The sequence below is a fragment of the Hyphomonas sp. UBA4505 genome (assembly GCF_002388685.1).
Taxonomy (GTDB): Bacteria; Pseudomonadota; Alphaproteobacteria; order Caulobacterales; family Hyphomonadaceae; genus Hyphomonas.
The window spans coordinates 1,471,416-1,494,445 of the sequence record NZ_DGMZ01000012.1 but is presented as its reverse complement, the minus strand read 5'-3'; the positions used below and the strand labels follow the sequence as shown (position 1 = coordinate 1,494,445).

General features: G+C 60.3%; 24 protein-coding genes. 9 read left to right on the top strand and 15 right to left on the bottom strand.

What is annotated here, in order from left to right; all coding sequences use genetic code 11:
- Positions 1 to 4 precede the first annotated feature (4 nt).
- Together B3527_RS16620 and B3527_RS16615 are read right to left on the bottom strand one after the other, a co-directional pair.
- A complete protein-coding gene (locus tag B3527_RS16620; protein WP_290480463.1) occupies positions 5 to 343 on the bottom strand; it encodes a hypothetical protein in 339 nt (112 codons plus the stop codon).
- 71 nt (positions 344 to 414) lie between these two features.
- Positions 415 to 2,007 carry a lysine--tRNA ligase gene (locus B3527_RS16615; protein ID WP_290480464.1) on the bottom strand — a complete coding sequence of 531 codons (1,593 nt, stop codon included), beginning with the start codon at positions 2,005 to 2,007 and terminating at the stop codon, positions 415 to 417.
- Between the two features lie 161 nt (positions 2,008 to 2,168).
- Here B3527_RS16615 and B3527_RS16610 point away from each other — a divergent pair, with 161 nt between their 5' ends.
- The 4 genes from B3527_RS16610 (at position 2,169) to bfr (ending at position 3,817) form a co-directional block, all read left to right on the top strand.
- Positions 2,169 to 2,591 carry a hypothetical protein gene (locus B3527_RS16610; protein WP_290480465.1) on the top strand — a complete coding sequence of 141 codons (423 nt, stop codon included), beginning with the start codon at positions 2,169 to 2,171 and terminating at the stop codon, positions 2,589 to 2,591.
- A gap of 2 nt (positions 2,592 to 2,593) precedes the next feature.
- On the top strand, positions 2,594 to 2,821 hold the full coding sequence (locus B3527_RS16605) for a helix-turn-helix transcriptional regulator (RefSeq protein WP_290480466.1): 228 nt from the start codon (positions 2,594 to 2,596) through the stop codon (positions 2,819 to 2,821).
- Positions 2,818 to 3,132, top strand: a complete 315-nt coding sequence (locus B3527_RS16600) for a (2Fe-2S)-binding protein (protein WP_242517463.1) — start codon at positions 2,818 to 2,820, stop codon at positions 3,130 to 3,132. The genes B3527_RS16605 and B3527_RS16600 overlap by 4 nt, the downstream gene beginning before the upstream one ends.
- A 193-nt stretch (positions 3,133 to 3,325) precedes the next feature.
- The gene (bfr, locus tag B3527_RS16595; protein ID WP_034816470.1) at positions 3,326 to 3,817 is read left to right on the top strand and encodes a bacterioferritin; all 492 of its coding nucleotides are present in this window, start codon (positions 3,326 to 3,328) and stop codon (positions 3,815 to 3,817) included.
- 5 nt (positions 3,818 to 3,822) lie between these two features.
- On the opposite strand, the gene B3527_RS16590 is transcribed toward bfr, so the two are convergent.
- From B3527_RS16590 to rpmI, 6 genes are all read right to left on the bottom strand, one after another.
- Positions 3,823 to 4,647: an ion transporter gene (locus tag B3527_RS16590; RefSeq protein ID WP_290480467.1), complete on the bottom strand. Its 825-nt coding sequence runs from the start codon at positions 4,645 to 4,647 to the stop codon at positions 3,823 to 3,825.
- A gap of 30 nt (positions 4,648 to 4,677) precedes the next feature.
- Complete coding sequence (gene pheT, locus B3527_RS16585) at positions 4,678 to 7,071, bottom strand: phenylalanine--tRNA ligase subunit beta (protein ID WP_290480468.1); 2,394 nt, start codon at positions 7,069 to 7,071, stop codon at positions 4,678 to 4,680.
- Positions 7,072 to 7,074: 3 nt separating this feature from the next.
- Positions 7,075 to 7,695: a hypothetical protein gene (locus B3527_RS16580; RefSeq protein WP_206992175.1), complete on the bottom strand. Its 621-nt coding sequence runs from the start codon at positions 7,693 to 7,695 to the stop codon at positions 7,075 to 7,077.
- A 12-nt stretch (positions 7,696 to 7,707) separates the two neighbouring features.
- A complete protein-coding gene (gene pheS / locus B3527_RS16575) occupies positions 7,708 to 8,784 on the bottom strand; it encodes a phenylalanine--tRNA ligase subunit alpha (protein ID WP_290480469.1) in 1,077 nt (358 codons plus the stop codon).
- Positions 8,785 to 8,908: 124 nt separating this feature from the next.
- A complete protein-coding gene (gene rplT / locus B3527_RS16570; protein WP_034816464.1) occupies positions 8,909 to 9,271 on the bottom strand; it encodes a 50S ribosomal protein L20 in 363 nt (120 codons plus the stop codon).
- A 38-nt stretch (positions 9,272 to 9,309) separates the two neighbouring features.
- The gene (gene rpmI, locus B3527_RS16565) at positions 9,310 to 9,513 is read right to left on the bottom strand and encodes a 50S ribosomal protein L35 (protein WP_034816462.1); all 204 of its coding nucleotides are present in this window, start codon (positions 9,511 to 9,513) and stop codon (positions 9,310 to 9,312) included.
- Positions 9,514 to 9,922: 409 nt separating this feature from the next.
- Between rpmI and B3527_RS16560 the strand changes: the two genes are divergently transcribed.
- Entirely contained in the window at positions 9,923 to 11,434 is a 1,512-nt protein-coding gene (locus B3527_RS16560) for a S10 family peptidase (RefSeq protein ID WP_290480470.1), read from the top strand.
- A 303-nt stretch (positions 11,435 to 11,737) separates the two neighbouring features.
- Here the strand turns inward: B3527_RS16560 and infC are convergent, their stop codons facing one another.
- From infC to B3527_RS16545, 3 genes are all read right to left on the bottom strand, one after another.
- Positions 11,738 to 12,277 (bottom strand): translation initiation factor IF-3, encoded by a 540-nt coding sequence (gene infC, locus B3527_RS16555; RefSeq protein ID WP_290926900.1) that lies wholly within the window; start codon positions 12,275 to 12,277, stop codon positions 11,738 to 11,740.
- A 97-nt stretch (positions 12,278 to 12,374) separates the two neighbouring features.
- Positions 12,375 to 13,409 (bottom strand): glycosyltransferase family 9 protein, encoded by a 1,035-nt coding sequence (locus B3527_RS16550; protein WP_206992173.1) that lies wholly within the window; start codon positions 13,407 to 13,409, stop codon positions 12,375 to 12,377.
- 17 nt (positions 13,410 to 13,426) lie between these two features.
- The gene (locus B3527_RS16545) at positions 13,427 to 14,587 is read right to left on the bottom strand and encodes a glycosyltransferase family 4 protein (protein WP_242517462.1); all 1,161 of its coding nucleotides are present in this window, start codon (positions 14,585 to 14,587) and stop codon (positions 13,427 to 13,429) included.
- 55 nt (positions 14,588 to 14,642) lie between these two features.
- On the opposite strand from B3527_RS16545, the gene B3527_RS16540 reads away from it, so the two are divergent.
- Both B3527_RS16540 and B3527_RS16535 read left to right on the top strand, forming a co-directional pair.
- A complete protein-coding gene (locus tag B3527_RS16540; protein ID WP_290480471.1) occupies positions 14,643 to 15,401 on the top strand; it encodes an alpha/beta fold hydrolase in 759 nt (252 codons plus the stop codon).
- Positions 15,402 to 15,536: 135 nt separating this feature from the next.
- The gene (locus B3527_RS16535) at positions 15,537 to 16,115 is read left to right on the top strand and encodes a type 1 glutamine amidotransferase domain-containing protein (protein WP_034816447.1); all 579 of its coding nucleotides are present in this window, start codon (positions 15,537 to 15,539) and stop codon (positions 16,113 to 16,115) included.
- A gap of 66 nt (positions 16,116 to 16,181) precedes the next feature.
- Here B3527_RS16535 and B3527_RS16530 read toward each other — a convergent pair whose 3' ends face one another.
- Both B3527_RS16530 and B3527_RS16525 read right to left on the bottom strand, forming a co-directional pair.
- A complete protein-coding gene (locus tag B3527_RS16530; protein ID WP_206992171.1) occupies positions 16,182 to 17,909 on the bottom strand; it encodes a tetratricopeptide repeat protein in 1,728 nt (575 codons plus the stop codon).
- Between the two features lie 107 nt (positions 17,910 to 18,016).
- Positions 18,017 to 18,874, bottom strand: coding sequence for an SDR family oxidoreductase (locus B3527_RS16525; RefSeq protein ID WP_290480472.1), 858 nt, complete (start codon positions 18,872 to 18,874; stop codon positions 18,017 to 18,019).
- 60 nt (positions 18,875 to 18,934) lie between these two features.
- On the opposite strand from B3527_RS16525, the gene B3527_RS16520 reads away from it, so the two are divergent.
- On the top strand, positions 18,935 to 19,612 hold the full coding sequence (locus tag B3527_RS16520) for a hypothetical protein (RefSeq protein WP_290480473.1): 678 nt from the start codon (positions 18,935 to 18,937) through the stop codon (positions 19,610 to 19,612).
- A 20-nt stretch (positions 19,613 to 19,632) separates the two neighbouring features.
- Here B3527_RS16520 and B3527_RS16515 read toward each other — a convergent pair whose 3' ends face one another.
- Together B3527_RS16515 and B3527_RS16510 are read right to left on the bottom strand one after the other, a co-directional pair.
- The gene (locus B3527_RS16515; protein ID WP_290480474.1) at positions 19,633 to 20,547 is read right to left on the bottom strand and encodes an alpha/beta hydrolase; all 915 of its coding nucleotides are present in this window, start codon (positions 20,545 to 20,547) and stop codon (positions 19,633 to 19,635) included.
- Positions 20,548 to 20,573: 26 nt separating this feature from the next.
- Positions 20,574 to 21,935: a leucyl aminopeptidase family protein gene (locus B3527_RS16510; RefSeq protein ID WP_290480475.1), complete on the bottom strand. Its 1,362-nt coding sequence runs from the start codon at positions 21,933 to 21,935 to the stop codon at positions 20,574 to 20,576.
- Between the two features lie 119 nt (positions 21,936 to 22,054).
- Here B3527_RS16510 and B3527_RS16505 point away from each other — a divergent pair, with 119 nt between their 5' ends.
- Positions 22,055 to 23,026, top strand: a complete 972-nt coding sequence (locus tag B3527_RS16505; RefSeq protein ID WP_206992166.1) for a tetratricopeptide repeat protein — start codon at positions 22,055 to 22,057, stop codon at positions 23,024 to 23,026.
- The last annotated feature ends 4 nt before the right edge of the window (positions 23,027 to 23,030 follow it).

Sequence of the window (23,030 nt, the reverse complement as noted above, 5' to 3'; positions counted from 1 at the left end):
GCCCCTACTCTGCCGGCTCGACCTGCACGTCGATAATGGTGCCCTTCTTGCCGATTTTTTCGAGCGTCTTCTCGATATCGTCGGACTCGACGGTGCGCGTATAGGTCTTGGTGCCGCCGCCAAATTTCTTGACTTTCACCTTCAGTTTCACGTCCTCCTCTGGGCCGTCCAGCGCATCTCCGGTGACGTGCACGACCCCAGAGCCGACCGCATAGGCGCCCTTCGCGGTGCCCTCGACCACGTCGCCCGCCACGCTGACGGGCACGGTCACGATCTTGGTGGCAAGGCAGGCGGGCAGTGTGGCGAGCATGCCGGCGATCAGGACTAGGCGAATGGCAGGCATGGCAAAGGCTCCTCTGGCTCTGGCCAGACTAGAGCAGATGAATGTTTAAGCCATGTTACGAAACGTGCAGACTAGTCCCGCGCCAGCGCCTCATCCATCAGGCGGGCCGTATTGGCGACGCCGTATAGCGCCGCGAAGCTGCCGAAGCGCGGGCCCTGGCTCTGGCCGAGCAGGACTTCATACAGCGCCTGGAACCATTCGCGCAGATTCTCGAACTCATGCTCCTTGCCGACCGAGAAGGTCAGCGTCTGCAGGTTTTCCGAGGTCGGCTCCCCGTCAAACGCCTTGAGGCGCGCGGAGAGGTCTTCCATCGCCGCGCGTTCCTTGTCCGTCGGCGCACGATAGGTCTTCTGCGGCAGGACGAAGTCCTGATAATAGCTCATCGCATAGCCGGCGAGTTCATCGAGCAACAGGTTCTTCTCGGGTGAGGCGTCCGGCGCATATTGCGAGATGAAGCCCCAGAGCTGGCTCTTGTCTTCCGGGTTCGCCACCGCGACGAGGTTCAGCAGCAGCGCAAAGCTGACCGGCGTGGTCTCGGCGGGCGGGTTGCCGGAATGGATGTGCCAGACCGGATTTTCCAATTGGCGCGCAGGCTCCTCGCTTGGATACTTCTCAAGGAAGGTCAGGTATTCGTCCACGGCCTTCGGGATGACATCGAAGTAGAGCTTCTTCGCCACGCGCGGCTTCTGGAACTGGAACAGGCCGAGGCTCTCATCCGGCGCATATTTCAACCAGTCCTCGACCGAGATGCCATTGCCCTTGGTCTTGGAGATCTTCTCGCCTTTTTCGTCGAGGAACATCTCATAGACATATTGCTCCGGCGGCCGCACGCCCAGGATGCGGGTGATCTTGGAATAGATCGGCGCATTCGCCTGATGGTCCTTGCCGAACATTTCGAAGTCCACGCCGAGCGCGGCCCAGCGCATGCCGAAATCGGGCTTCCACTGCATCTTTACATGGCCGCCGGTCACCGGCAGCGTGAATTCCTTGCCGGACGCATCCTCGAACGTCACGGTCCCCTTCTCTCCGTCTACGGCCTTCATCGGCACATAGAGCACTTCGCCCGTGTCCGGATGGATTGGCAGGAACGGGCTGTAGGTCGCCTGACGCTCCTCGCCCAACGTGGGCAGCATCACATCCATGATGTCCTGATATTTCCGCGCGGCCTCCAGCAGCATGGCGTCGAACCGGCCGGATTTGTAACATTCCGTGGCCGACAGGAATTCATACTCGAATCCGAACTGGTCGAGGAAGGCACAGAGCCGCGCATTCATGTGCGCGCCATAGGAATCATGCGTGCCGAACGGGTCCGGCACAGCCGTCAGCGGCTGTTGCAGGTAAGGCTCCAGCTTTTCCGGGTTCGGCACGGTCGGCGGCACTTTGCGCATCCCGTCCATGTCATCCGACACACAGATCAGGCGCGTTGTGTATTTGCCGCCGGTCAGCACTTCAAAGGCGTGACGCACCATCGTCGTGCGCACGACTTCGCCAAACGTGCCGATATGCGGCAGGCCGGACGGGCCATAACCGGTCTCGAAGGTCACAGGGTCGCCAGCCTCACGCTGGCCGGCCTTGATCTGCTGCTCCACGCGCTGTTCCAGCTTGCGGGCAAGCTCGAACGGCCAGGCCTTAGCGGAATGGGCGAGCGTGGAGAGATCGGTCATCGGAAATGTCTGTCTTTACTGAGAAATGAAAGGTCCGCCGGACCTAGAGGCCGCAGGGGTTCCGGTCAAGCGGTGCGAACTTTCTTGTAAAGAATATTTGACATGTCAAAAATCTTTGACTATATGGGTCGTGTAAGAAATTTTTGACATGGAGACATCAAATGTCCTTTCACGAAAAATCGGCCTGGATCATGGGCCTGCTGCTCTCACTCACCGGATACTGGTACCTGTCCAGGGTCTGGGCCCTGTCGGATGCGCTGGGGGAAACCGCGCCGCCCGTCATGGGCCTGATCGCCGGGGCCACGATCATGCTGATCGTCGGGGCCGTGATCAGCCACATTATCATCGGCGTCATCAACCCGGACGAGGCCAGCGGCGATGAAGATGAGCGCGACAAGCAGGTGCTGCGCCGCGCGGGCAATATTGCCGGCTATGTGCTGGGCTTCGGCATCTTTGCTGGCCTGTGGAGCTATTACTTCCAGCGCGACGGCAATCTGTTGTTCCACATCGCGGTGGCCAGCCTGATCGCCTCGCAGGTGGCCGAATATGCCCTCACCATCCTGTTCTATCGCCGGGGCATGTAAGCATGGCCAAACGCCCCCCTATCCTGAACCGCGTGAAGGCATTGCGCGAGGCCCATGACGGGATGAGCCAGGCGGCCCTGGCCAAGGAGATCGGCGTGACGCGGCAAACCGTGATCGCCATCGAACAGGGCCGCTACTCCCCCTCCCTCGAAAGCGCCTTCCGCATCGCCCGGGTCTTCGGCGTCGGCCTCGATGACGTGTTCCAGTGGGATGAGACCGCCGAGGCATGACGCTCATATTCGAATGGCCCGGCGGCGCCCCCGTCCGGGCCATTCCGCATCTGCAACAAAGCGCAAAAACCGGATTGACAATCATTCGCATAGTCGTGCAAATGGTTCTCATGATCATCTGTGTCTGCAACCGTATCAACTGCAAGAGCGTCCGCACCGCCGTCGACGCCGGGGCGCGCAGCCCCAAGGCCGTGCAGGCGCATCATGGGTGCAAGTTCCAGTGCGGAAAATGCAGCTGCTCCATCGGCGAAATCATCTCCGAAGAGATGGACCAACGCCCGGCCGCGCCAGCGCTCGTCGCCGCCGAATAGGCACCTACTCCCTGAAATTGCAGGCCTTTGCGCGGTCACCCGCCATGCACGCCTGATTCAAACCGTTCTCGGGCGCCGCTGCAATTGTGTCGCACTTTCATATGCAATTGTTTTTATTGGATTTTTTGTTGATCCCATGACACAATCACCCTAGGTGCTGGCCCATACGAAATCCACAAAGCAGGAGCTCCCCATGAAAGGCGACCCGAAGGTCATCGAATTTCTGAACAAGTGTCTCAAGAACGAGCTGACGGCGATCAACCAGTATTTCCTGCATTCGCGCATGCTGCACGATTGGGGCGTCAGCAAGCTGGGCGATTATGAATACAAGGAATCTATCGAAGAGATGGAGCATGCCGATTGGCTGATCGAGCGCATCCTGTTCCTCGGCGGCCTGCCGAATCTCCAGGATCTCGGAAAGCTGCGTATCGGGGAATCAGTCTTCGAAATCCTCGAATGCGACCTGAAACTGGAAAACGACGCGATTCCGTTGCTCAAGGACGCGATGGAATATGCTGAGAGCGTCCGCGACTATGGCAGCCGCGACCTGTTCGGAAAGATCCTCAACAATGAGGAAGAGCATGTGGATTATCTTGAAACGCAGTTCGACCTGATCGAACGCATCGGAATCGAGCGGTATACAATGCTACAGTCCGAAGCGAACGGCTCAAAGGCTCAGGACTAAACGGCTCAGGCGCTGCTCTCTTCGGGGGCAGCGCCGGCTTGCGCGTCGGCCGCCTCGACGCGGTCCTGAAGCTTCTGCAACTGACGCTCGCGCAGCTCGTCCGAAAAGGCACTGGCGAACACGCCTGCCGGCAGTGCGACCACGCCGATCCCCGCAATAGCAATTACAGACGCCGCAATCCGCCCCAGCGTGGTGACCGGATAGATGTCGCCATAACCAACCGTGGTCAGCGTCGCGATGGACCACCAGATGGCGCGCGGGATGGAGCCAAACTCCTCACGCCCCTGCCCCACACCTTCGATGAAATAGAGCAGCACCGCCGCCACATAGACGAGCGCCAGCGCCATGGCGAGCGTGGTGAGAAGCTGCGTTCCCGCCCGCTTCATCGCTGCGCCCAGCACATCAAAAGCCGGTACGAAGCGCGCAATCTTGATCAGTCGGAACAGGCGGAAGACGCGCAGCGCGATCAGCGGAATGCCCCCGCCAACCACCATCACGATCAGTTCCGGCAGAAAGGCCAGCAGGTCTGCGATGGAATAGAAGCGCGTAATGTAGCGAAGACGACCAACAAAGCCCGCATATTCCGGCCTGAGACCCGCAATGGCGACGCGCAGGACATATTCGACGGCAAAGATGATGACGACCGCAACATTGAACCAGTCAAATACCATCTTCCATTCGGGAATGGCCAACAGGGTCGGCTCGGTCTCGAGCGCCAGGAACAGGAAACTCGCCAGAACGAGGCTGATAATGATCCAGTTGGTAACCGAGATACCGGACTTACGGGCTTCGGGCACCAGCTCATTATGCAACCAGCGATACAGCCCCATGCGAGTCCCCCTAAGAACGGTTCTTGTTGCCTAGCCTCTTAGCACGCCGCCCGTGCCCTTGGCGACAGAGGCTACCACCTTGTCCATCAGGGCCTGGATGTCTTCATCTTTCATCTTTTCCTGCGGCTGGACCGTCATTTCAAAGGCGACCGATTTCTGCCCTTCGGGCACGCCGGTGCCCTCATAAACATCGAACACGTCCACTTTCGAGATCAGCTTCTTGTCGGCGCCTTGGGCATGGCGCACCAGATCTGCAGACGGGACAGACTGATCCACCACAAAGGCGAGGTCACGGCGGATCGGCGTCAACTCGGCACGTTCGAAGACTGGCTTGGTCTTGGTGTTCTTTGCCTTCATCTGCGGCAGCGCATTGAGGTTCAGTTCGAAGCCAAACATCGGCCCATCGACACCCATCTGTTTCAGAACGCCCGGATGCAGCTGGCCGAAATGCGCCACCGTCACTTTCGGGCCGAGCTTCAGGCTGGCCGCCTGCCCCGGATGCCAGTGCGGTTGAGCGGGCGCGGCGACCTGAAAGCGCTCGCCCGGCTGGCCGAGCGCATCAAGCACAGCAAACAGGTCAGCTTTCGCGTCGAAGGAATCATATGGTTCAGGCGCGCCCTGCCAGTGCCGCTCATTGAACGGACGCACAAGCGCCGCCACGACGCTGCGCTGGTCTTTCGGGCCATCGCCCAGATAGATTGGCCCAGCCTCGAACAGGCGAACGCCGCGCTCGCCATGATTGGCGGCGCGCTGGGCGGCCTTGGCCAGATTTCCGAGCACGGATGGGCGCATATAGTCGAGTTCACTTGCCACCGGATTGGCAACCGTCAGCGCGTCATTGATCTTGCCGAACAGCGCCGCGTCAGCTTTCGCCATGAAGCTCCAGCTGACAGTTTCCAGGAAACCGCGTGACGCCATCACCCGGCGGGCCGCGCGCACGCGGGCCTGCATCGGGGTGGTAATCGCTTTCACGCCGCCCTGGGGCGCTGGCAGGGACGCGGTTGGGAGCTGGTCAAACCCAACCAGGCGCGCAACTTCTTCCACGATGTCGGCCGACTGTTCCATGTCAAAGCGGAAGGTCGGCGGGCGAAGATACCAGGCATCACCCGCATCCTCGATATTGAACTCAAGGTCTTTCAGCATGCGGCGCATGTCAGCGGGCTTGACGGTAAGCCCCGTCAGGCGTTCCACATCAGCCGGATAAAAGGTCACCTTGTTCGGATTGACCGGCGCTTCGCCCGCAACCTTCGGCTTGGAGACGACCCCGCCGCCATATTCCACGATCAAGGCGATGGCGAGGTTCAACCCGTCCAGGCAGCTGTGCGGATCGACACCGCGCTCGAAGCGATAGCGCGCATCGGAATGGATGCCGGTTGCGCGGCCTGTGCGGGCCGTGCGCAGCGGGTCGAACCAGGCGCTTTCAAGGAACACGTCCACGGTCTCGTCAGAGACTGCCGTGGATTGTCCGCCCATCACACCCCCCAGGCCGATGACGCCGCTGTCATCGGTGATGACGCACATCTCTTCGCCGACCTTGTAGGTCTTGCCGTCCAGCGCCTCCAGCACCTCGCCCTTGCGGCCAAGGCGGGCCACGACGGGCCCCGCCAGTTTGGCGGCATCGTAAGCATGCAACGGACGAGCCCGGTCAAGCGAGATGTAATTCGTCACATCCACCAGCAGGGATTTCGGCTGGATGCCGACGGCCTTCAGGCGCTGCTGCATCCACTCAGGCGACGGACCATTCGTCACGCCGACAATTACGGCTCCGGCGAACACCGGACAAGCCTCGGGCGCGTCCAGCCGGATCTCGACGGGGCATTCCTTGGTGCCAACGACCTTCTTGACGTCCGCGTGCAGGAAGCGCCCTGCCCCGGCCGCGGCCAGGTCACGGGCGATGCCCTGCACGCCCAGCCAGTCCGGCCGATTTGGCGTTACTTCGAAGTCGATCACAGGGTCATTCAGACCGAGCGCATCGGCAACTGGCGTCCCAAGCGGAATGGAATCATCCAGATCAGCGATGCCGTCATGGTCCTCACCCGCTTCAATCTCCTTGGTGGAGCACATCATGCCATGGCTCTCGATGCCGCGGATCTTGCGCGGTTTCTTGTCGAGCGCGAAGTTGAGCCCCGGAATGAACGTGCCGAGCGGCGCATAGATCGCGGTCATGCCAGCCCGCGCATTTGGCGCACCACAGACAATCTGCTTCTCGCCATCGACCGTATCGACCGTACAGACGCGCAGCTTGTCCGCATCCGAATGAGGCTCAGCCGCCTTGACCTTGCAGACCGTAAACGCCGCCAGCTTCTCGCGCGGGTCCACAACCTCCTCCACCTCGAGGCCAGCCTGCAGCATGAGGGCCAGAATATCGTCCAGCGTCGCCTTGGTGGCGAGGTGGTCGTTCAGCCAGGACAGGGTGAATTTCATTGTCTATTCCACTTCCGAAATCGTTTCGGTGCCTGAAGCGCGCGGCGCGTTTGCCACTGCTTCAAAAAGGTCTACCTCACTGCGTTCGCAGCGTTTAACGCGTTCCGCGCGGCCCATCGTGCGCCCCATACCCAGGCCCCGGGTTATCCAGCATCTATCGAAAACCGAGCAGTAGCAGATCTCGGCGTCCAGCTGGCTCCACTCTGCGGCAACGGCGTCAAGTTGATCGCCCGAAATATCGTCACGAGACCAGTCGACCCTGAGCGGCTCCACGTTGGAACCTGGTGCTATGGCCCGGCCGATGAGGCTCGTCCAGGAAAGGTCATAACCGGACGGGAAACGGTCAACATAAAGGTTGAGGCTCGCGACCGGCTCACCATTCCTGAGCATGCGGACCTGCTCGATCAGGGCTGGACCGACGCCGCTATTGGAAACACGAATACCCATAGAGGCTGTGTCGACACTCGTTGAAACAAACCCGTCGATCTGGATCACGGGATAGACAGCACCATGCTGCTGCGCGCGCATGACCCGGCCTTGGTCCCAGGCGATGAAGACGGCAATTGCACTGGTCAGCACCGCGCAGATCGCAATCAGCATTTCCACTTTATTGCCGGTACCCATGCCCCCTGCTCCCTAGCTCAAGCCGCCACTGACGGACGGTGTCGACCAGGGCGCGAAGCCGTAATGGCGAGTCCATTGCGGGTCGGCTTCGAAGTATGGGCGAAGGTCCGGCATGCCATATTTCAGCATGGCGAGGCGGTCGACGCCCATACCGAAGGCGAAGCCCTGATATTCGTTCGGATCAATCCCGCAATTGCGCAGCACATTCGGATGCACCATGCCACTGCCGAGAATCTCCATCCAGCTGTCGCCTGCGCCAATCTCGATCGTCTCGCCCTTGCGGGTATATTTGACGTCCATTTCTGCCGACGGCTCAGTGAACGGGAAGAAGTGCGGACGGAAACGCGCCTCGACATCATCCACTTCGAAGAACGCCTTCACGAAATCGATCAGGCAGCCTTTGAGGTGGCCCATATGAATGTTCTTCTCGATGACGAGGCCTTCGACCTGATGGAACATCGGCGTGTGCGTCGCGTCCCAATCATTCCGGTAGACCCGGCCCGGCACGAGAATGCGGATCGGTGGCTTCTGGCTCATCATGGTGCGGATTTGCACGGGAGATGTGTGCGTGCGCAGCACTTTCGGCGCATCGCCTTCCAGCGCATGCATGAAGAAGGTGTCGTGCGTCTCGCGCGCCGGATGGCCTTCGGGGAAGTTCAGCGCGGTGAAATTGTGCCAGTCGTCTTCAATGTCCGGGCCTTCGGCCACCGTGAAGCCCATGTCGCCGAAGACGGCGGCGACTTCTTCGAACACCTGCATGACCGGATGCAACGCGCCGGCCTTCGGGCCCGGCGCCGCTGGTAGGGACAGGTCAACCGTTTCGCTGGCCAACTGAGCCTCCAGCGCGGCCGCTTCCAGCGCCTCCTTGCGGGCGCGGACGGCGGCATCGACGCGATTCTTCAGCGCATTCAGCTTCGGGCCATTTTCCTTGCGCTCCTCCGGGCTCATTTTGCCCAGCGAACTCATCAGGCCGGACACCCTGCCCTTCTTGCCCAGTTCGGCCACGCGCACATCATCCAGCGTAGCCAGGTCGCCTGCCGCTTCAATCGCCGCAAGGGCCTCTTTTTCAATCGTATTGATATCGGACACGGGGGTCGCTTCCCTTTGCTGTTCCAGCGGGCTTTTTAGGCGCTTCGCGCCCGCATGCAAACGCCCTTAAAGAAAAAGCCCGGCTTTGAGGGCCGGGCTTTGTCACTTGTGCCTTGCGGGCAGGTTAAGCGAGGGCAGCCTTGGCCTGTTTGACCAAGGCGCCAAATGCTTCCGGCTCGCGGATGGCGATGTCGGACATGACCTTGCGGTCAACTTCGATACCGGCTTTGGTCAGGCCGTTGATGAACTGGGAATAGTTCATTTCGTCGTCGTGGATTCGCACAGCGGCATTAATGCGCTGGATCCAGAGCGAGCGGAACTTCCGCTTTTTGACCTTACGACCGACATAAGCGTACTGACCGGCTTCCCAGACGGACTGGTGCGCGATGCGGAACGTATTCTTGCGGCGGTTACGGAAACCCTTTGCCTGCTTCAGAATCTTCTTGTGGCGGGCGTGGGCGGGAACTTTGTTACGTGAACGGGGCATCTTAGGCCTCCTAAATCAAGATCTTGAAGGATACGGGCCTAGAGGCCGTAAGGCAGGAATTTCTTCACAACGCGAGCAACATCAGCGTGAGAAGCGACTTTCGTGCCGCGGTTCTGACGAATGTACTTCGAATTGTGGCTCATCAGGCGGTGACGCTTACCAGCGACGCCGTGCTTGAGCTTTCCGGTTGCCGTGATCTTGAACCGCTTTGCAGCGGCCTTTTTGGTCTTCATCTTCGGCATTTCATCTCTCCTGTCGTCGAGCTCACACCGTATAGGCGGCCCAGGGTTCATGAGCTGGAGGGCATGCCGTTCGCCCAAACCGCTCGGAAGAGGCGGCTTATGACGGATCAGGGGCAGAGAATCAAGAGGCCAATATGCTGTTACTGCAGGCGATTTCGCACCGCGCGGCGGCGTGCTTCGCGTTCGGCTCGCCGCTTTGGCATTTTGAGGCCTACCCAAGCCCGCCAGACAAGGAAAGGCAAAGCAAGCAGACCTAAAAGCAAGACGATATCCATAGGCTTTCCCCTGCCTGAAAGCGTAACTCCGAAATGCGGAAAACTCAAACGGGTCCAGGACCGTGCGGCTATTGCCCTTGCGCCCCCGCCTGAATAAAGTCGCAAATTGTTATAAAGTTTCAGGGGCTGCTTTCATGCGCACGCTACTTCTCGCCGCCTGCATGGCGATCTTTGTCATGCCAAGTATAGCTGAAGACGCCGGGAACGGGCCGAAAGACGCGCCTGAGGTGCCGGAGGCGCGGGTCTTCACCTCTGACCATTCGCTCCGGCTCGGCAGCAAGACGGTGAAGTACGAGACCGTCGCGAGCGAGACCTATCTGCGCGACGACAAGGACGAGCCAACCGCCTCAGTCTTCTCGGTCTCCTATATCGACACCAGCACGACCAGCGCCGCCCAGCGCCCGATCACTTTCGTCTTCAATGGCGGGCCCGGATCAGCTTCGCTCTGGCTACACATGGGCGCGTTCGGTCCGAAACAGGTGATTACCCCGTCCGATGCGTCCGATGTCGGTGCGCCGCCCTATACAATTCGCGACAACCAGAACTCCCTGCTTGATGTCACCGACCTCGTCTTCATTGATCCTGTCGGCACCGGCTATTCGCGCCCACTCGGCGAGACCGAGGGCAAGGAATTCTATGGCGTCAATGAAGACGCCGAGAGCATCGCCGAATTCATCCGCATCTGGCTGACCGAGAATGGCCGCTGGAACAGCCCGAAATACCTGGCTGGCGAAAGCTATGGCACGACGCGGGCCGCCGCACTGACCGAAAAGCTGCAAGGCGGCTGGAACGGCATCGGTCTCAATGGCGTGATCCTGATTTCGGCCATCCTGGATTTCCAGACTGCGCGCTTTGCGCCTGGCAATGACACGGCCCATCTCGCCTTCTTCCCGACCGAGGCCGCCACCGCCTGGCATCATGGCAAGGCCAACAAGGCAAAGTGGAACAATGATTTCGATGCCTTCATCGAAGACGCCCGCACCTATGCCACCGACACTCTGGCCCCTGCCCTGATCCGCGGCTCGACTCTCAGCGAAGCCGACGAGATTCGCATCGCGCAGGAAATGAGTGAGTTCATCGGCCTGTCGCCGGAATGGATCCGCCTTGCCAATCTCCGCGTCGATCCGGCTCGCTTCCGCAAGGAGCTGCTGCGCCGAGAAGGCTTCACGGTTGGCCGTTTTGATAGCCGGTACCGGGGCGTCGACAGTGAAGGTACGGCCGACACTCCCGAAAACGACCCGTCCGGCTATGGCATGGATGTCGCCTATGTCGCTGCGATCAATGACTATCTGACCCGCGAGCTGAATGTGGACTTCACCCGCCCGTACAAGGTGTTGACGGGAGAACCCGGCTCGCAGTGGAACTGGGATGTGAACCAGCGCGGCTGGCCATCCTATGTGAATGTCACGCCATGGCTCGGCAAAGGCATGCGCGAAAATCCTGATCTGCGCGTGCTGCTCGCCTCGGGATGGTACGATTTGGCAACGCCCTTCTTCGGCGCGGAAATGTCCCTGCACAAGAACGGTGTTGTGCTCGACCGGGTCCAGTTCGATTATTACGATTCCGGTCACATGATGTACCTGGCCGAAAGCGACGGAAAGAAACTCTCCGACGATGTACGCGCCTTCATCGAAGCGGGTCAGTAAATGCCTGGCGGCGGGGATGCTGACCAAGCTTTCCCCCGCCGTTTGACGGTTGCTGCTGCAGAAGTGGCGCCGTGAACTCGACAGGGACCCATAGGCAATAATCTGTGAAGGTCATCCCGGCGCGCAAATTCTCCGGGATGGGGACCTGACGAGTCCCGGCAGGCGGAAGAGACAGGGTCGCAACCTGCTCTGCTCCTGAATGCCCCTTCCCTGCGGCCTTGTCTCTCCGCACGCCACACACAAAAAAAACCGGAGGGCGCAGGGCCCGTCCGGCTTATTGTGCTGGAGTCAGCAGCGCTGGCTTTAGCGCGGTGCGAGCACCATGGTCATCTGACGGCCTTCGAGCTTCGGCTCGAGTTCAACCTTTGCCATTTCATCGAAATCGTCGCGGACGCGTTTCAGCAATTCCATGCCGAGATGCTGGTGGGCCATTTCGCGACCACGGAAGCGCAGGGTCACTTTCACCTTGTCGCCACCTTCGAAAAAACGCGTCATCGCTTTCGTCTTCACGCCATAATCATGGGTGTCGATATTCGGGCGCATCTTGATTTCTTTGAGTTCTGAAGACTTCTGCTTCTTCTTCGCAGCCGCCTTCTTCTTGCGTTCTTCGAAGCGGAGCTTGCCATAGTCTAGAATCTTGACGACGGGGACTTCCTGGTTCGGTGAAACCTCCACCAGGTCCATGCCTGCTTCGCGGGCCGCGTCCATGGCAGCCATAATGGGCATCACGCCCTGCTTTTCACCGTTCTCATCAATCAAGAGAACCTTGGCGGCGCGAATGTCGTCATTGATACGTGGGCCAGTGGATTTCTGTGGTCCACCGGTGTCTGGTCTGCGAGCTATGGCGAATCTCCTTTGTCGCTATTTCGGTAAGCTTCAATATGCCTGTAAATGCAGGCATCTTCAAGGCGGACGGGCATTCTATACTTCCGCGATCCCGTCAAGATGGCAGCACACCCAAAGCCCGAACCGATTGCCAGACATCGTCGACGCTCAACTCGGCCAGCGTGGGCGCTGAATTGATAATGATGGTCGTGTCGCCGCGCGGGGCCGCATGGTCAGGATTGCTCTCGGTCAGCGCGAACAGAGCAACGCCCGGCGCGCCGGCAATCGCCGCCATATGCATCGGGCCGGTATCATTCCCGACCACAAACAGCGCCTTTTCCGCCAGGGTCACGATCTGAAACAAATCGGTGCGCGTGGTCAGACTCTTTGTGCGCGGCTCCTTACGCACGATCTCATGCGCCAGGGGACCCTCATCCTTGCCGCCAATAATAACCGGCGTAATGCCTGCATCGGCCACCCGTTTTGCCAATTCCGCATAGTTTTCAACGGGCCACCGCTTGGCCTCCCGATGGGCCGAAGCGCCCGGGATCAACAACATGTAAGGCTCTTCAAGGCTGAAATAGGCTGGCTGCAACCGCGGTGCGTCGCGCAGTTTTGGCCGCACCCAGGAAAGATCTGGCTTTGGCGCGGAATTGCCCAGCCAGCGGCCGCCCGGTGCCACGCCAGCCACTTCGAGCTGTTCTGCCAGTCGGTCAATCGAATGCATGGTGGCGCGCTCGCCATTGTCGTGGAAAAACGCCGCCTTTTCATGATGGCCCGACCAGAGCGGCGCCTTGCCGGTCTTGCTCAACGCGGTGAAATAATTCTTCGTGCGTCCGCTGGTCTGGAAATCATAGATGATGTCGTACTTGGCTTTGCGGATACGGGTAATTAGCGCAGCAGTTGCCTTCATGCTATCCGGCCGCCCGTCGGTCTCCACCGCGTCCACATAAGGGCAAAGTTCGGCAAATTCCTTGAAGAACGGCGTGGTCAGCAGCGTGATACGCGCCTTCGGGTGCATCTCGCGCACCGCTTTCATCGCGCCCAATGCCAGCACAAAATCGCCCAGTGCGCTGAGTTTGATGACCAGCACATTGAGGGCTTTTGCGCCCGGATTGACGGGACTTGCCGGTTTGACCGGTTTTGCCATGCGAGCCTCGATTTCCCCTACTCCAGCAAGGTCTTATAGACTCCCAGTGTCGCCGCCTGAAGCCCCTGCTTTGAGAAATGCTGTCGAACATGTGCCTGTCCCGCCCGGCCCATGCCATCGCGCGCCAGTGGACCGACCGACAACAGGGCCCGAATAGCGCCTGCAAGCGCCTGCGCATTGCCCGGCTCCACCCGTGCGCCCGTCTCGCCTTCGATCACGGTTTCCCGCCCGCCGCCATGGTCAGCCACGATCACCGGACGCGCCATGGCCGAGGCTTCGGCGGCCACACGCCCGAACGCTTCGGGTCGCACCGATGGCGCCAGCACGATATCGCTTGCCAGATAGGCCGCGGGCATATCGGTAATGTGTTCAGACATGATGACACCCCGGTCGAGCCCGTGCGCCACCACAGCGTGCTCCAGCCGCGTAACATAAGTATTGCGCCCCTGCGCGTCGCCCGCCAGCACGAGCACCAGCTTGTCGCGCTCATCCGATGCCAGCATGGCCAGCGCCTCGATGGCAATGAGTTGCCCTTTCCATTCGGTCAAGCGTCCCGGCAATAGCAATATCTTCCGCGGATCATCCGCAAGTCCGAGCGCCTCGCGAATGGCTTTCACCCGCGCGACCGGCACATTGGTCGGATCAAACGCCTCCAGGTCGACACCCCGCGGAATGGTCACCACGCGTTCGAATGGCACACCATGCTCCGTTTTCACATGCTCGGCGATCCAGTTGGAGTTGGCGATCACGATGTCGCCCTGCGCCATGACCGAATTGTAGCGCTTTTTGAGTTTGGTCTTGCCCGAATAGGCCCCGTGATAGGTGGTCACAAACGGCACATCCATCGCTTTGGCGGCCCAATAGGCGCTCCAGGCAGGCGCGCGCGACCGGGCATGGACCAAGTCTACCCCTTCGCGCGCGATCAAGCGTTTCAGTTTGCCTTCATTCCGTTTCAGCGTGATCGGATTCTTGGATTTGGCGTCCATCCGGAACAACTCACCGCCCAGGGCTTCGAAGGCAGCTTCCTGGCGACCGCCCCTGCTGGCCAGCAGAGCCCTTCCGCCAGCCTGTATGATGGCTTCGGTGACTTCGAGCACGGTACGCTCCACCCCACCAGCCGACAATTCAGGGGCCACCTGGAGAATGGTCTTGCCAGTCAAATCCGGAAAATCGGGCAAGTCGTAATCCCTCCACTCGCTTGACAGGCGAGACAGATGACGGAACGGGAGAGGAATGACAACGACCTATTTCACCTCTCCCGAGGGTCGCCGCCTCGCATATCGCGCCTCGGCCCCGACCCATTCGCCTCTCACCTATGTCTGGCTGTCTGGGTTCAAATCCGACATGAGCGGCACCAAAGTGACTGAACTCGAAGCCTGGGCCACCGAGGCCGGGCATGGCTTTCTCGCCTTTGACTATTCCGGGCATGGCCTGTCCGATGGCGCCTTCGAGGACGGCACGATCTCGGCTTGGCGCGAGGATGCTCTTGCCGCCATCGACACACACAGCACCGGGCCAATCGTGCTGGTCGGGTCCAGCATGGGCGGCTGGATGGCTCTGCTCGCCGCCCTCGCCCGCCCGGACCGCGTGGCGGGTCTTGTCCTGATCGCTCCCGCACCGGACTTTACCGAAAAGCTGATGTGGCCGGAATTCTCCGCCGAAGCGCAGTCAGAGATCATGGAACAGGGCTTCACACAGCGGCCCTCGGACTATGATGAGCCCTACACCATCACCCGCGCCCTGATCGAGGATGGCCAAACTTGGCAGATCCTTGACGCGCCCATCGAGCTCGACATCCCCGTCCGCATCCTGCAGGGCATGCAGGACGCCGACGTGCCGTGGAAGCATGCGGAACGACTCGTCGACACGATCACGAGCGAGGATCTCGTCTTTACCCTGATCAAGGATGGCGATCATCGCCTGTCCCGCGAACAGGACATCGCGCGACTGAAGACGACCTGCGCCGAAATCGCCACTGCAACGCGTCCCTGACCTTTCCGCGAGTTAATCGGAACGATGGCCCCGGCCAGTCATTGATCTTGTGCAGGACGGGATGTTCCGTCCGCCCGCGCTCCCCCACCAAAGGTCGCAGCGCGGTGACCACACCAGATCAAGGAGACATGTTATATGTCAAATCAACGCGCCCAAGGTCGGAAAATGGCAATTCTCGCTGCAGATGGATTCGAGGAAATCGAACTCACCAGCCCGAAGGAAGCTATCGAGGCAGCTGGCGGCGAAACGATGATCGTTTCGACAGAGAAGGGTTTCATCCACGCCAATCAACACCGCGAACATGGCGACAAATACCAAGTCGACTTGTCCCTCGACGAGGCGAAGGCAGAGGATTTCGACGCGCTGCTCATTCCCGGCGGCCTGTTCAGCCCGGATGCGCTGCGCACCAATGACAAGGCGAAGTCTTTTGTGTCGGACTTCTTCGCCCAGAAGAAACCGGTCTTTTCAATCTGCCACGGCCCACAGGTTCTTATCTCGGCCAATCTCGTGAATGGCCGCGAAGTCACCGGCTTCCCGGCGATCCAGCAGGACCTGAAGAATGCCGGCGGCATTGTGAAGGACCAGTCCGTCGTCGTCGACGGCGGCCTCGTGACCTCCCGCTCCCCGGATGACCTTGGCGACTTCAACGCCAAGATCGTTGAGGAGATTTGCGAAGGCAAACACGAGCGCCAGCGCGATTCCGTGACGGCATAGTCAAGAGAAGAAAATATCCCCTGCAACTGCCCCCTCCTCACGGAGGGGGCTTTTTCGTGCGTGAGGCTAGAGCCGGGAGCCGTCCAGTTCGATATCGGAATGGCGCCAGACAATCGCGAATGTCTTCTCGACCTCTTCGGCTGCTTCGGTCTTGCCCTGGCTTTCCAACGCCTTGACGAGACCCGACATGGACCACCCATTTCTCGGATACTCTTCAAGGTCTTTGCGATACACGCTTTCGGCCTCGGCGAACTTGCCCGCGGCAACGTAAGCCTCTCCGAGCGACTGCCGGGTCGGATAATACCAGAAGGGCGGCTCCATATAGGGCAGCGAATCCTGCGCGGTGACGGCCGCCGCAAAATGCGGGATCGCCTGTTCAGGATTGCCCTCTGCCATGGCTATTTCCCCTTGCAGGAGCGCATCGGCAATGCCGAGCAACACGCTGGCCGGATAGTCCGCCGTATCGAGGAAGCTGATCTGGACACTGTCTTTCAGACCGGCCAGCACAGCCCGGTCACCTGAAGCGCTTGTCACGTCGCCCGAACGAGCCGCCGCTACGCCCCGGGCGTAACGCCAGATGGCATTTGAATAATCAAGCGACTCCGGCGGCGCATCGGACGCAAGAATGTCATCCCATTGGCCGAACTGGACCTGAGCCAGAATCGGAATGGTCTTGAAGAATTCCACGGTCGGGAATTGCTCGATCTGCTCCAGCCTCACATTGTCTGCAACCTTTTGCGCGGCGTCGATGGCCATATCGCGTTGACCTGACATGCTGGCCGCCGCCCACAGGAAGTGGATATTGTGGGGATAGTACATCGCCGGATAAAATCCCTGCGCGTTGCATTGGGCGATATAGGCTTCATCCACGGAGGCCGCCGTGATGTTCGCCTTCGCGGCATCATCATAACGCCCGACACGCCAGTAGATGTGCGCCGGCATATGTACGAGATGGCCAGACCCCGGCACCAGATCGGCGAGCTGGTCGGCCGCGTCCTCCGCACGGCCCGGATCCTGGGATGCCTCGACCGCATGAATATAGAGGTGCAACGCCAGCGGATGCTCCGGCGACCGCTCAATAATGCCTTCCAGAGATTCGATCACCTTCACCGTGTCCGGCTTCGGCGCGCCATCGGCCGACCAGTAATCCCACGGCATCGTGTTCATCCAGGCTTCGGCATACATTGCCGCGGCATCATCATCCGCCGGATTTGAGTCCACATAGTCGCCCATCGCTTGTGCATAGGCGACATCCAGCGGCTCACGCGACGTGGACGGATCACCATTGTAACGCGCAGCCATGGCAACGATCAGCGCCTTCTCCTGCTCCGTCGCACCACCTGACAATTCCTGAGCCCTGACAATTGCCGCGAAAGCCGACTGCCGGTCTGCGTCCGACATCACGGCCTTGCCCTTGCTGGTCACATTGATGTTGGGGCCGGTGGCCATCGCCTCGCCCCAGAAGCACATGGCGCAGGTCGGGTCGAGCGTCTGAGCCGCCCGGAAAGAGCGGATGCTTTCGGCATGGTTGAAGCCAAATGCCAGCACCATGCCCTGATCGAAATATTTCTGCGCATACGGATTCGACGTGGTGATGGGGCGATGAAATTCCCCCATGCCGTCGAACAATGGCGCGCCAGCTTTCTCTGCGATCTCGGCCAAGCTCATCTCGGCGTCAGCCGCAGATGCGGTTTCAGCCGCTACCGGCTCCTCCGCGCTTCCAAACTTGTCAGTATACGCGCAGCCTGATAACGCGATCAGGCTTGCCGCGAGCAGCAAATATCTTGAAGTCATTTTTTGTCCCTCATGTGGTCAGAAGCTGACGAACATTCGTCACGGCCACACCCTGAGCGGGAGCCTACCACAATCCCGCGAAAGTGGAGGAAAACATCAAAAAATTTTCAATCCGATCCGCATTCTGCAGTCAATACAGCAGATAACCCCTCTCGATAGGTCGGATATACCGGCCGCCAGCCGAGCGCCGCTTTCGCGCGCGCATTGGAGACCCGCTTGCATTCGGCATAGAAACTGCGCGCCATCGGGCTGAGGTCTGCCTCGTCGAACGGGACTTCCGGCGGCCGCGCAATGCCGAGGAGGGTCGCCGCAAACGCCGTCACATCCTGCGGTGGCGCGGGCTGATCATCACACAAATGGAAAATTCCATGCAGGTGCGGTCGCAGGACCAACGCCTCCAATCCGCTGGCAATGTCGTCTACATGCACACGGGAGAAGACCTGCCCCGGTTTGACCGCCCGATGTGCCCTCCCATCTCTGAGCTTCTGAAAGGGCGAGCGACCGGGCCCGTAAATGCCCGGCAGGCGCACAATCCGCGCCGCGCCATCGGTCGCGTCCATCCACTGCCGCTCTGCCAGCACACGCGCCTTGGCCCGGTCGGACCCCGGATTAACGGGGCTCCATTCCATCGCCCAACCACCGCCCAGATCACCATAGACCCCAGTAGTAGACAGATAGGTCATGCTCGCGGCGCCCGGTTCAGAATAGGTCGCGACACGCGCCGCCGGGCATCCGCCCTCATCCGGCGGCAAGGTCACCAGCCAATGGGCGCCGTCTGGAATATCCGGCAGCCCCTGCCCGGACCAGACCTGTGCGGCAATACCTTCGGCGCGCAGGGTCGCCGCCTTGTCCTCGCTTCGCACGGTGCCAGAGACCTGTATTCCCTTGGCTTTCAGGCGTCTGGCCAAGTGCAGGGCACTATAACCAAGCCCAAAAACAAAAAGCAGAGATGTCATATCTGTCATTTGCGCTGGTCGCTCCTGTCGGGTCTAAGACCCGTGTACAGTTTCCGGAGCGCTTGATCCATGTCCATCCTTGCCCTGGCCATCGCAACACTGGCGATGACGCAGTCCTCAAGCGCCACTATTGAGGCGCGCGAAGCCGACCGACTCGAAGCCTGCGTCGCCAAGATCGAAGTGGATGCCGAGGAAGCCTATGAGGATGGACTTGCCTGGATCTATCAGGGCAACCGGCCCGGCGCGCGCCAGTGTACGGCCATGGCGCTGATCGCGCTCGGCCGTCCGGATGAAGGTGCGGCGCGCTTGGAACAGCTCGCCAATTCGGTCGATGGCGGGTCGGTCGAGCAGCGCGCCGAATATCTCACCCAGTCCGGCAACGCCTGGCTTCAGGCTGGCGCGCCGGAGGCAGCCATCGTGACCTTCACCAATGCGCTGAAGCTGAAACCCGGCATCCCTGATCTGCTCGTGGATCGGGCAAGCGCCCATCTGATGCTGGAAGACTGGGCCGAAGCCAAGGAAGACCTTGACCGCGCCATCACGCTCGCGCCGAACATGAGCATCGCTCGCCAGCTGCGTGCCGAGGCCCACCTCAACCTCGACCAGTTGAATCTCGCCATGGCAGATATCGACGCCGCAATGGCTGCCGACCCGGAAAATATCGACACGCTCGTCCTGCGTGGCCGCGTCCGCGAAGCCATTCGCCTGTCGAAAGTACGCGTGCTGAGCCTTGAAATCATCGACTGACAAGAGCGCGAGCGTGCAGATTACTCCTCGACTGGAATGTCCAGCAGGCCCTGCGCTTTCATCCAGCTGATGAACTGATCAAACCAGCCATCGGCCGTCACACCGCGCTTGTACGATCCGAACCCATGCCCGCCGCTTGCATAATAGTGCAGCTCTACGGCTCCCCCACCATCTTTCCAGGATTCAACAAGACCAAAACCCTGATCTCCAAACAGGGAATCATCGGCCGCCAACGCCGCGAACATGGGCGGGACTTCGCCTGAAATATCGACCGGCGTCATGGGCCCATAAATATAGCCGATAAAATCCGGACGCGGCGCGTCGCCGTCTTTCAACGTGATACCGAGTGTTGTCATGGCCCCGGCTGAAAAGCCGAGCATACCGATCCGCGACGGGTCGATCCCCCACACCTCGCTGCGGGCTTCGACAAGTTCCAACGCGGCCTGTGCATCGACGACCGCCACGGATAGTCCTTCGCGAATGTCGATTGGCACCGTCTCAGGGGTTGGGGCGAACATGCGATCCATGTGTACGGAGAATTCGTCTTCCGGCACCGGCGTTTCCATCACTCGATACTTCAGCACAAACGCCGCAATACCCCGGTCCGCCAACCATTGCGCGATCGGATAGCCTTCATTGTCGATGGACACGAACTGAAACCCGCCGCCCGGCACCACGATGACTGCCGCACCGGTCGCGACTTCTTCATCTGGCAGGACCGGCAGGAGTGTCGGCTGAGTGACATTCCGCACCCATCTTTCGGTCCCGACATCTGTCCAGATTTCCCCGCCATCCGCGCCGGGTACATATGCGCCATGAAGCGGAATAGCACCCTCATCAATTTGCGCAGGCACACGGACCATGTCCGAACTCTGAGCAAGGGCACTTACCGGCAGCAGGAAAGCCGTCAGGGCCAACCAATATGTTCGCAACATGATTTCGTCCCTCGAAAATACGAAGCCTAACTGTACCGCGTCTGGAGCATCTGCCAAACCGCCCGCAGGCCGCAAGGCGCGCCCCCTTCCGGACGACCATATTTGCCGAGCCGCCAGGCCCAGACATCAAAGTGCATCCAGCTCTTGGCGTCGACAAACTCCTTCAGGAACAGGCCCGCCGTAATGGACCCGGCAAATCGCCCGCCCGAATTGACGAGGTCGGCAATCGGGCTCTTCAGATCCGCGAGGTAAGGGTCCCAGAGCGGCATGCGCCAGACCGGATCGCCGGATGCCTTGGCACCCGCTTCCATTGCGTCCGCCATGTCCTCGTCATCGGTGTAGAAAGGTGCAAGATCCGGCCCCAGCGCCACGCGCGCGGCGCCCGTCAATGTAGCGAAATCGATCAGCAGGTCCGGCTCTTCCTCACAGGCCCGCGCAAGTGCGTCCGCAAGAATCAGACGTCCCTCGGCATCTGTATTGTCGATCTCGACCGTCAGGCCCTTGCGACTGGACAGCACATCGCCCGGTCGGAAAGAGTTGCCGGCCACGGCATTTTCGACCGATGGCACGTAGAGCTTCAAATGAACCGGCAAATTCGCGCTCATGATCAGTTGCGACAGCGCAATCACATGCGCCGAACCACCCATATCCTTCTTCATGATCCGCATACCCGAACCCGGCTTGAGATCCAGCCCGCCGGAATCGAATGTCACCCCCTTCCCCACAAGGGCAAGGCTTGGATGGGACGGGTCGCCCCATTCCAGCTCCATGAAGCGTGGCTCGAACGTCGCGGCCCGGCCAACCGCATGCACCATTGGATAGTTCGCCTCCAGAAGTGCATCCCCGATGATTGTGGTGAGTTTCGCGCCGAAACGTTCTGCAAGGTTTGAAATCGTGGCCTGAATGTCCTGCGGGCCCATATCGGCGGCAGGCGTGTTGACCAGATCGCGCAGGAGCGCGCAGGCATCCGCCTCGCGGCTCAGCGCGTCGGCATCTTCGTCTGCCGGAATCACCAGCTGAGGCGGCGTCGCCTTGTCTTTGAGATATCGGTCGAACCGGTACGCACCGTCTGCCCAACCGGCCGCAACCGAGCTGAACGCCGTGCCACCTGCCTCGACTATGCGATACGATCCTTTTGGCAGTTTCGCCGACAGGCCAGCCACAGCCAGCGCATCCTGGCCCTTGCCCAGTCCATACAGCACCCGGGCAAGACCGCCTGCCTCCCCCGGCACCAGCACGATCTGTCCTGTCGCGCCTGTAAAAGCCTGCCCTTCAGCAATGGCACGCGCGGAGGGGAACGGATCGCTCTCCAGTGATTTGAAGGCTTTGGAAGTGTAGAGGAAGACGTCAACGGCGCCCTTCGGGTCGGCGGTGAAGCTCTTGTGCATGGAATTCAGCCCTTTCAGGGGGAAGAGTTAATGGAATCTGCTGAGGCGTTAACTGATCCTTGACGCCATTCAGTCCAGACTCGCTGGCAGTGTCTCAGATACAAACCCGGAGCCTGCTCATGTCCAGAGCCAAAACGTCACTGACTGCGCTGATCCTCGCGCTGGGCGCCTGCGCATCTGCCCCAGACCCTGAAGCAGAGGCCCAGGCAGAGATGGCCCGCGCAATTGAAGATGCGATGAAACCCGCCACCCCGGAAGAGATTGAAGCGGCAAACAATTCAGATCCGCTGACCAAGGCCAATTTCTGGGCCAATGAGCACACCAAGGATCCCAAGAATCTGGACGTGGCGATGACGTTCGTCTCTGCGCTACGCGGCATCGGCTCGAATGAGCGCGCGATCGAAGTCCTTTCTCAGACCCTGGTCATGCATCCGGAAAATCCGGATCTGCTGATGGCACTCGGCAAGGTATTTTCCGCCGAGGGCAACCTGAACGGCGCCGCGCGTGCCTTTGAAAAAGCCGCCATTGTAGCACCTCAACGCCCCGACACATGGTCAGCCTTCGGCATCACGCTGGACAAGATGGAACGCCACGGCATGGCGCAGGCCGCCTATGACAAGGCGCTGGCGTTGGAACCGACTCGCACTGTGACACTCGCGAACTACGGCCTGTCTCTGGCACTCGCCGGAGACTTGCCGGGCGCCGAGGCGAAACTGAGACTGGCCGCCGACCAGCCCGATGCTGATTTGCGCGTGACCGAAAACCTCGCCCTGGTACTGGGACTGCAAGGCCGGTACGAGGAAATGGCTGAGGTCAGCAGCCGCTATGCGCCCGAGAGCATCGTAAAGAAGAATACCGCCCTGCTACAGGAAATGGTCCAACCAGTCCGGTCGTGGGATGCGCTGCAAGAGGCGCCCGAGGCCGTGGAGCCCCCTGCTCCTGCAAAGACGACCCAACCAAAAGCCAGTGTCACCAAACCCGTCAAATCAGAGACTCTCGCCTTGGCAGGCCCATCGTCTGAAGCGGAGAGCGACGATAGTGCCCCTGCGCCGGCTGCAACCGGCCTGCGGTTGCGCAGAACGCCTGGCTGACGAA